At 30.8% G+C, this 9,634-nt stretch carries 8 protein-coding genes; 6 read left to right on the forward strand and 2 right to left on the reverse strand.

All coding sequences use genetic code 11. From position 1 onward, the window contains the following. Window positions 1-420 precede the first annotated feature (420 nt). The gene (locus Q4500_RS18430; protein WP_303601031.1) at window positions 421-1,056 is read left to right on the forward strand and encodes a DUF4136 domain-containing protein; all 636 of its coding nucleotides are present in this window, start codon (window positions 421-423) and stop codon (window positions 1,054-1,056) included. Between the two features lie 8 nt (window positions 1,057-1,064). Next, window positions 1,065-1,691 (forward strand): OmpW family outer membrane protein, encoded by a 627-nt coding sequence (locus tag Q4500_RS18435; protein ID WP_303601032.1) that lies wholly within the window; start codon window positions 1,065-1,067, stop codon window positions 1,689-1,691. A 367-nt stretch (window positions 1,692-2,058) separates the two neighbouring features. On the opposite strand, the gene Q4500_RS18440 is transcribed toward Q4500_RS18435, so the two are convergent. Both Q4500_RS18440 and Q4500_RS18445 read right to left on the reverse strand, forming a co-directional pair. Beyond that, complete coding sequence (locus Q4500_RS18440) at window positions 2,059-3,312, reverse strand: acyloxyacyl hydrolase (RefSeq protein WP_303601033.1); 1,254 nt, start codon at window positions 3,310-3,312, stop codon at window positions 2,059-2,061. A 169-nt stretch (window positions 3,313-3,481) separates the two neighbouring features. After that, the gene (locus Q4500_RS18445) at window positions 3,482-5,188 is read right to left on the reverse strand and encodes an alkaline phosphatase family protein (protein ID WP_303601034.1); all 1,707 of its coding nucleotides are present in this window, start codon (window positions 5,186-5,188) and stop codon (window positions 3,482-3,484) included. 785 nt (window positions 5,189-5,973) lie between these two features. On the opposite strand from Q4500_RS18445, the gene Q4500_RS18450 reads away from it, so the two are divergent. From Q4500_RS18450 to Q4500_RS18465, 4 genes are all read left to right on the forward strand, one after another. After that, complete coding sequence (locus Q4500_RS18450) at window positions 5,974-7,068, forward strand: hypothetical protein (RefSeq protein WP_303601035.1); 1,095 nt, start codon at window positions 5,974-5,976, stop codon at window positions 7,066-7,068. Between the two features lie 510 nt (window positions 7,069-7,578). Next, window positions 7,579-8,199: a hypothetical protein gene (locus tag Q4500_RS18455; RefSeq protein ID WP_303601036.1), complete on the forward strand. Its 621-nt coding sequence runs from the start codon at window positions 7,579-7,581 to the stop codon at window positions 8,197-8,199. Between the two features lie 110 nt (window positions 8,200-8,309). Further along, window positions 8,310-8,729 (forward strand): hypothetical protein, encoded by a 420-nt coding sequence (locus Q4500_RS18460; protein WP_303601037.1) that lies wholly within the window; start codon window positions 8,310-8,312, stop codon window positions 8,727-8,729. Window positions 8,730-8,939: 210 nt separating this feature from the next. Beyond that, complete coding sequence (locus Q4500_RS18465) at window positions 8,940-9,488, forward strand: YSC84-related protein (RefSeq protein ID WP_303601038.1); 549 nt, start codon at window positions 8,940-8,942, stop codon at window positions 9,486-9,488. Window positions 9,489-9,634 lie beyond the last annotated feature (146 nt).

Below are 9,634 nucleotides of genomic sequence, written 5' to 3' on the forward strand. Positions count from 1 at the left end.
TTTTCATCGTGACAGTTTGAATTTAAAGTTAGTAAATTCGAATTATGAACTGTCCTATTTTTAGGGAAGCCTACAAGTGATTTAAAAAACAACGTTTCTCTAAACAAACAACTTGTCTTTAGTTTTCACTTAATAGACCGAATATAACCGTTGTTATTCTAAAATTTTATAAAAAACACAAATGGTTATAATTTAATTTTTGGTAACAACTTACCATAGTTACAATTGACCTTAAATGATAACAAAAATATTAAGCTAATTTGCTAAATTTACATTATTAATTCTGAGGAATATTTTCTTTAACAAACAACTGAATTTGTTAGCATAAATTTTATAAATAACAAAGAAACAATTCGAAATAAAAACTTACACCCAAGTCATAATTGCAAGCAAGTAATAGGCATAATAAAATTGTATGACATGAAAAAATTAATAACTTTTACTATGGTGATAATTACAGGGCTCTTTTTTCAGTCTTGCTATAAATCACCAACTACTAATTCACTTTCATCTGATTTAGTAGTGGCAACAAATAGAGATTTACAGGCAGATTATTCTGATTACGAAACTTATCATATTTCTGATACTATTCCAAGAATATCCGATAGTGAAACAGATACAATTTTAGTAGGTGCGGGTGCTGATCAAATAATCGCGAAGATTAAAGCAAATTTAGATGCACGAGGTTATAGATTTGTTGAAAGGTCAGACAACCCAGATCTTGCGGTAATTCCTTCAATTATCGATGTTGAAGTTGTTAACCAAATTTGTTCAGGTTGGTGGGGCGGTTATCCAGGCTATTGGGATCCATATTATTGGGGTTATCCAGGTTATGGCTACTATTATCCATATTGCGGATTTTATACATATGATACCGGATCGCTCAATGTTGAACTATTCGATTTAGAAAATGCAGATGAAAATAAAAATCTAAAAGCAGTTTGGGGATCAGCAATGTTCGGTATTTTAAGTTCTTCTGATAGAACCAACCTTACGAGGGCTCTTACGGCTATAGACCAATCATTTGAACAATCGCCATATTTAACCAATAAATAATCTAAATCATGAGAACCTTTATTGTAATAATAATACTTTGCCTTAGTCAAACTATTTTTGGTCAAAGCGACACGAAATCATACAGTAACAACTATAATGAAGATCAATTTTTAGTAAGTTGGGGTTTAGGCGTTCCTTTAAATAACGATTATTTGTCAAAAATCAGTTTTAGAAATGTAAGGCTGGAGTATCGCCATTATATTGAAAATAATTTTGCCGTTGGTATTTCTTTAGGATGGAACTCCTTTGATGAAAAAACAGACAAGCAATTATATGAAACAGAAGACGGTTCAAATGCCGTTTATACTGATCTAGTAAGACAAGTATACCTTTTACCGTTTACAGCAAATGCTTACTATAATTTTAACAACAACGGCAATATTAGACCATTTATGGGAATAGGCTTGGGTGCCCAATTCAGCCAACAAGAAGCATTCTTTAATGCTTTTGTTATAGATGATAAAAATTGGGGATTTTTAGTTCGTCCTGAAATTGGTGTGCAATTTCAAATTAATTCAGAATTCACAATTTTAGCTAATACATCTTATAGTTATGCCACCAATTCAAGTGATTTTTTTCCAATAGACAACTTAAAGCATTTTAATATTGGTATAGGTTGCGGATGGAATTTTTAACTTTTACCTATTTCAGAGTGTTAAGTGCTATTTCTCAAACTCAAAGATGAGAACATTCTATGGTATTGCCTTTTTATAACATAATGTTTCAATTATTAAAACAATTCTAAGAGCAAATTGAGTTTAAGACCACAAATTCTAATAGTACCCACTTTATTCTATTCAAGTATAAATAGACCTACTCTTTAGACATCTAATATCAAATTACAAAGAGCATAAGTTTTCGCAATTCTATTACTAGTAATCTAAACATCTGTTTTAAGGCCTTTATTTTTCTATTTTAAACCTGTCTTATTTATAATTGTTTAAGACCATAATCAAAACTTCAAATAATCGTTAGAAATTAAGATAGATTTAGCCTTTTATTTTACCATTTAAAAGGAGTAATTCCGATACCGAATTCAACCCAATCGGCAACTGCTCCATTCTTTGTTTTTAAAGCAACTTGGGTGTGCAACCAATCATTAATATTATACTGAAGTCCAGGACGTATAAAATTAGAATTTTTACCGTTTTCTGACCCTAAAGTAGTTCCCATCTGAACCCTCAAAGCCATTCTCCAAAACATTAAATCATAACCAACATGAATACCATAAGAATAATTATTACTAGTTTCACCAGTGTTGCCCCCCTTTAAGCTACCGTCATAAAACAAATCTAACCCTGTGGTTAAACCATGCATCTCATCAAATTTATGACGATAATCCATTACTCCAGAAAAAGTGTTATATCGATTTGAAGTTCCTGCATCTTCATCATTTTGAACTGTACCAATCGCCGCATGAAAGCTGAACGAATTGGCTTTATCAAAGTTTTTCACTCGACTTCTACTTTTTGGTCTTTTAAATCGAGATTGTAACAACTCAGATGTATATGGATCATTGTTTACTAAATGTTGATCTGCATTGTAGTGATATCTGAATCCTAGATTAAAACCGAACATGTTAAGACCGTAATTCGGCTGATATGTTCTACCGTTACTAAAATGTGTAAAGTCTATACCATAAATCAAATCCATCTCTCTGTTAATACGATAGGTACCACCGTAATGTAGACTAAAATAAACTGCCATTCTTGCTCCAATCGCATCATTCAGAGGATTGTTTTCAGCATCAAAAGGTTCAAGATTATAAGTTAAACCAAGTGCCGGGCTAATCTCCATTACATTTCTTTTACTGTATTTACTTAAAGGAAAATTAATAAACCCAAAAAGTGCATTTGGTTTTCCAAAAACCTTTGGGTCACCTACAAAACCGGAATACCACCCAACCCCATAAGAACTAAACCCATAAGGATTGGTCCAACTTTCTTCATTGCTAGGCTGCCAACCAAAGCGCAAATCGAATGAACTATAACCAGAATCAATCTCGTCGGTTAATCCACCCCCTGTATATATATGCATTCCTGAATGCCCTTTTAGTTCAATGTATTTAAAACGCCCAAAATTCTCTTTACTATTTATACTATCAAAAGAAATAGAATTACGCTGACCAAAGGATAATTGCACAATACCAAAAAGTAAAATAATCATCCAAATACTATAGTAATCCTTATAACTGAATATAGATTTCAAGTATTTAATAAGTATTAGCATATTACTGGTTTGAAAAAGTAAATTCATGATTTAAGATTATATTTTAAAACCACAGCTTAATTGCCGAGCCATTTCTATAATTAACTATCGGAATATTATTTATTTTCTAGTCTTTTAAAGAAAATATTTTTCGAATTATTAGTTTGAAAAATAAACCTTAGACCTAGAAAATGGTAAAATTAGTACTTCAAACAAACTACTTCAGTTTTTTCAATACCTCTAACAATGGCTCGCCTGATGAACCAGATGGAATTTTTATATTCAGATAATTCGACAGTGTCAATGCAACATCAGTTGTTTGTATTGTGCGATAAATAGTTTGCTTTTTTAAACCATTACCAGCAAAAATTACAGGTACGCTTGTGTCATATTTCCAAGGAGAACCGTGGTGGCTAGCAACTGTTAGCCCATCCATGTCATTTACAAACCAATAAGGCTCTGTAACTATATATATCTCCCCTGATCTTTTTGGATTATAATTATTTAAAATAGAAGTAGTTAGCTTAGTTCTTGAAATTTTACCTTCTAAAAGGTCTATAGACGGTATCGCAAAAGCAATCCCTTCTTGTTTTTGTAACTCTTTGGCTAGCGTTCGAGAAACTTCATCTAAATCTAAATTATACTTTTCAATAACCTCATTGTCTAAATATACATATGGGTGAAAATATCCAGAAACAACTTTTTCGCTAATCTTAAACTTTTTTTCAATTACTGATTGTATAGACAAGGTGTCAACAGAATCTAAATCAAAGTAACCAGCATCAACACCAATTGTTTTTAATCTTTCAGGCACATCTGGCGCACCATGATCAGCCGAAAGAACAATCAAAACATTATCTAAACCAATTTTGTCATCAACAAATTTTATTAAATCTGCCAGGGTTCTGTCTAGCTTAAACAAATTATCTTCAGCCTCTAGACTTGAAGGTCCGAAAACATGACCAACATAATCTGTACATGAAAAACTAATGGATAAATAATCGGTAATATTATCTAAACCCAGTTTCTCAGACTCAAATAATGCCTTAGCAAAATCTAAAGTAATTTCATCTCCGGCAGGGCTTAAGGTCAAAAATGTTGTAAAATATTTGTTGTCTGCATTACCAAAATTATGAGGAAAAACTACACCATACCCAGGAAACTTTGTTTCATAAGGCATATCATCTTCTTCTCCATGAATATATGTCGAAATATCGTTTGTCAATTGCCAACTGGTATTGGCGTAGCTTTTATAAACTTCTTTGCTATTCCATTTATTTACCCAACTTGGATATTCGTCATAATAATATGAACTACTTACAAACTGACCTTTAGCTTTACTGAACCAAAATGCTTTACCAGCATGACCAGCCATAGTAATTGCACCTCGATCTTTAACTGATACACCAAATATTTTTGCCTTACCATTGGTAGACATAGCTAGTTCATCAGAAAATGTAGTAGAAATTATGGCAGAAGGCGATCGCCCATCAGTAGATGCAGCTGCCTGAGTCGGATCAACTTCGGTGTTTTTGTCCACCCCTGCCCCAGAACCAATTAATGGATACCGATAGTCTTCAACATTGTATATGCTTCTTTTCAATTCTTTGTCATACCACAGATTCCCAATCATTCCATGTTCTGAAGGGTTAGCTCCTGTTGCCAGAGTAGTGTGACCTACAACAGTTTCTGTATTGGCGTGACCATGTTGTGCATTTTGATAAACTATACCTTGGTTATATAAGTATTTAAATCCGCCTTCGGGCAATCTATCAAAAACGGTATTTGGTAAATCAGCACGTAATTGATCCACAGTAATTTGTAAAACTAGTTTCGGCTTCGAATTGGCATGGCAAAAAATACTTTGTGTGCTAAAAAAAAGTAACGCACTTGAGAACAATATTGATGTTTGGATTATTTTCATTTTGTTATGCATTTATATTGTTAAATATTTTCTTAATGTCTATATCATTGTCAAAGCATCAAGTAGATTAGCTTGCTTTTTTTATTTAATTATATATAAGCCATGATTCTAACAAATTTCACTACTTTCTTTTTCGATCAGCTCTATTACAAAAATAGGGTGTCTTGACCAATTATCGTTAACTAAAAGCACTTGATCTTTTATTCCTTCTTTCATCATCTGGTAAAATTGTTCAAATTTGGGCTAGACTACGATTCTAGCTCAGAGATTTTTATTGATATAAAGGTCGACTAAAATAGCATCTATTCAGAATAGCTGGTAGAGATTAATTGCGACGAATTTATATTATAATCATTCTGTAACACCAATTAAAGTCAAGTAAGAGATCTTATGACAGATTCTTCTTTACTCTATTGGCTAAAATTATTCGAAACTATCTAAGCTCAGTAGCCATATCTTATCAATACAGTACATTTATATATAAAACAGTTTTACTCCGACATATCATTCCTAGTTTATTTACTTATTAGTCTTCTCCTTTAATATGTAAAAGTTTAATTGTCCTACGATGATAATTATAATATCTAATAAGCTACTTAACTTTAAAAAACTTTGAGTTAATCAACATTTTGAAAATAAATTACTTGAATTCTCATACAAAGCATGAAATTAAATTGAAAAAAATAAAAACCATGCAATAATTAGTAAGCCTTCCTTGAATTATGATGTAACACGCCTCAATAGCATATCTATTAAATGAATTAATTCTATTAAAACTGAGTTGAATGATAGGAAAATCGAAAATACCTTTAGGCGACTTCTTGGTTAAACTAAAAAATGTGTATGAAGAAGATTGCATAACAATAACACTGAATACCCATAGAATAAAACCTGAGTATATTAAAGACGGATTTTTATTAAAAAAGATATCAAAACAGGTTCAAGATAAACTCTTACCGCGTCATGATCAGCAATTTGTTAATCTAATAATAGAACGTGCAAACGATCTTATATCAAAAATCGACCATAGTAAAAACCTTGAAAGTCTCATTCTTTTTTTGAATCAAGATATTGCCGAATATGTACGACTACCTCTAATTTTGACTGAAAACGTTTGTGATGGCTATATTTTAGGCGACCGAAATCTCATAAGAAATACGTTCTTGCAATCTGCATTTTATATTTTAGTATTGAGCAGAAAACAAGCTCGAATGATTAAAGTAAAAGACATTACCATTCTTGAAAATCATTTAGAATTGTTCAATATTGATAATACACAAAATACCAATAATGGTTTAAAAAACATAATGCTGCAAGAGAAAAACAAACCAATTGATGATTTTTTCGAAAGAGTCGATACAATGGTCTCGAATATTACTAAAAGAACACCATTGCCCATAATATTAGCGACCGAATTGCAAAATTTTGAACACTATTTAAAAGTTTCAAAAAATTCTTTACTAATTAAAAAGAACGTAACTAAAAACTGGGTTCACGAGAAGAACAACAATATTGTTTTAAAGTCATGGGAACAGCTTGCACCAATTTTGAATAGAGAAAATAATAAGCGTATAGATGAACTAACAGAAGCCATGAATGAGAAAAAAATTGTTACTGACCTTAATGTTATTTACAGGTACGTAAAAAACGGCAGAGGTCGTACGCTTTTTGTTCAAAAAGCATATTTTCAACCAGCATTATTATTTGACGATGAAGTTTTCCCTGTAAATACATTTAAAAATGGACAACACGGTTTTTTTACCAAAGATATCATTGGCGATTTGATAGATTTCAACCTTCGTAACGGAGGAGATGTTGTTTTTATTGATGGCCTTCAAATTCAAAAATTTGATAAATTAGCCTTAACGACACGATTTTAGATTTGCTAACTTACCAGAACACATACAACGAATTACTTTAGTTCACCAAATGTCTTGAACGGATAATAACAACAGTACCCAAATCATTAATCTTATTAAATTGAAAAAAAAATAGACAGTTACAAGCATCATAAAATGAAATACTTATTAATATATTTTATAATTAAAAATTACATCTGATTTATTTTATACAAACCGTTTTGTTTAAAAAAATATACCTATTGATTGGCGTTGATTTACAAATAAAAAGATCTTATAATTTAGAATATGATAAATACAAAAGTAGTAGCGTAAGAAATTTATTTATACGATTTATAATTGAACGTAATTCTACCCTCTTAAAATGTACATTTAAAATATTTTCTATTAAAGTGATTAATATGTGTTCATTGATAAACAATGTAGCTTATTAGTATTTTTCGCTTAAGATGTTAAGCGAATAAGATTCTTTCAACAAGACACTTATGAATTTTAGATTTATCATTAGATTATTACAAAGAATTATTAAATATGAAGACTATTAACATGCTAAGAAAAATTGCTGTAAAAATGATAAGAGTGTTGCAATTGCGTAAATTTTTAAGTTTGGGTCTAATTATAACTTTGACCTTTACAGTTTCATCACAAATAAATGATAATGAAGGACTGTTCAATAAAAATAATGGTCAAAAGCTTTCTTATGATGAGTGGATGAAACGAATACCTGATCACTATGACATCTTTGAAGAGCAAGCACCTCTTAAAATTACATTTGAAACAAATTTTAAAAAACTGAGTAGAGATAGAAATAAAAATGATTATTTAGATGCATTATTACATTTTCCACTTGATGACAGCCTAGTGGTGAAACGGGTAATAAGAGTGAAGCCTCGTGGAAAATTTAGAAGACAATATTGTTCAAGACCACCACTAAAATTAAATTTCAAAAAAACCAAATTCTTCATTAAGGATATTGAAAGTCTTGAAAAGATGAAAATGGTTTATGACTGTAGACGCAATGATGTTTACGATCAGTATTTACTTAAAGAATTTTTAGCTTATAAAATATACAACATACTCTCTCCCTACAGTTTTAAGGTACATCTTCTAGATATAGATTATATTGACACAGGAAAAAAAGTAAAAAAATAGAATCGGGGCATGCTTTTTTAATTGAAGAAACTCAAAAATTAGCAAAAAGAAACAATTTATATGAAGCCAAATCTAAAAGGGCTATAAGAAAAGATATCGAAGATCTTCAAATGGCAAAAATTTCAATTTTTCAGTATGCAATTGGTAATTCAGATTGGTCTGTTACCGGTCTTCATAATATTAAACTATTCACTCATAAAACAGGAAACAATACTAAAGCCATAGCGGTACCATATGATTTCGATTATTCAGGTATTGTCAATGCTATTTATGCAATTCCTTCAGAGAATTTAGATATTAATTCGGTAACTGAAAGGTATTTTTTAGGCCCCTGCTACAGTAAAGAAACCTATGAAATCATGCTTAAAGAGTTTATAACCAAAAAAAGCGAAATCTATAATATGATTGAAAACTTTGATCTGCTAAAAGAACGTAGTAAAAAAAATATGCTTAGTTACCTTGATAGTTTTTATAGCCAAATAGAAAAGAAAAATGCTACAAGCTATTTTTTAAACAATTGTCTGAAATAAAAATAAAAGAAATTTTCGAGATGAAGTAATGAATAGATATATACTGATACTATTTTCATTTCTAATGTGGTTTTAAAAACGTAATTCGTGTAAATTTTCATTAAAAAAACTGAACTTGTATCTTTTTAAGATAATGTATTATTATCTTGAAGACTATATATTGAAAATGGTCTCAGCACAAGAGTAAACTTAAAATTTAAAAATATTATTATGATAACATTAATTAAAAAATCGCAAATAGTATTATTTCTAATTGGTCTTGCAATTTCACACGTAGGGAGCGCCCAAATTGGAGGCTGGAATCCAGCACTGCAAGAAGATTCTGAAAAAGCTATGATTAAAATGCTTGAAGAATCACCAAAACTTGAAAAATTTGTAAATGAGGCATATGGCTATGCTGTCTTCCCTAAAATTACCAAGGCTGGTCTAGGAGTCGGTGGAGCTGCAGGCAATGGTATTGTTTATAAAGAAGCCAAAATAGTAGGATCTTCTAAATTAAAACAAGCGTCTTTTGGTTTGCAAGCTGGGGGTCAACAGTATAGTGAAGTTATCTTCTTTGAAAACAAAGAATCTTTTAAAAAATTTACTAACGGCAAATTAAAGCTAGATGCCCAAGCATCTGCAGTGGTAATAACTAAAGGCGCATCAATTGATGTAGCATACCAAAACGGAGTTGCCGTTTTTACATTCATCAAAGGAGGTTTAATGTACGAAGCTTCAGTCGGGGGACAACACTTTAAATTTAAGAGTAAAGAATAAGTTGTCTTGAATCAAATTCTTGGTATTAATCCGATTTTTGCTTTGAATTAAAAACTTATTTTATTTAACGCTGAGTTCAACCCATAAGTGCAACACACTTATCATTTAGGACTTCAATTGGGTTATTATAATTAAACTTTCTAATG

This window comes from Maribacter sp. 1_MG-2023, assembly GCF_030547005.1.
Classification (GTDB): Bacteria; Bacteroidota; Bacteroidia; order Flavobacteriales; family Flavobacteriaceae; genus Maribacter.

Bases quoted from the DNA above. Each gene is read 5' to 3' on its own strand.
- Q4500_RS18460 (WP_303601037.1), top strand. From the start codon at position 8,310: ATGGCAAAAATTTCAATTTTTCAGTATGCAATTGGTAATTCAGATTGG.
- Q4500_RS18430 (WP_303601031.1), top strand. From the start codon at position 421: ATGAAAAAATTAATAACTTTTACTATGGTGATAATTACAGGGCTCTTT.
- Q4500_RS18440 (WP_303601033.1), bottom strand. From the start codon at position 3,312: ATGAATTTACTTTTTCAAACCAGTAATATGCTAATACTTATTAAATAC.
- Q4500_RS18465 (WP_303601038.1), top strand. From the start codon at position 8,940: ATGATAACATTAATTAAAAAATCGCAAATAGTATTATTTCTAATTGGT.
- Q4500_RS18455 (WP_303601036.1), top strand. From the start codon at position 7,579: ATGAAGACTATTAACATGCTAAGAAAAATTGCTGTAAAAATGATAAGA.
- Q4500_RS18435 (WP_303601032.1), top strand. From the start codon at position 1,065: ATGAGAACCTTTATTGTAATAATAATACTTTGCCTTAGTCAAACTATT.
- Q4500_RS18445 (WP_303601034.1), bottom strand. From the start codon at position 5,188: ATGAAAATAATCCAAACATCAATATTGTTCTCAAGTGCGTTACTTTTT.
- Q4500_RS18450 (WP_303601035.1), top strand. From the start codon at position 5,974: ATGATAGGAAAATCGAAAATACCTTTAGGCGACTTCTTGGTTAAACTA.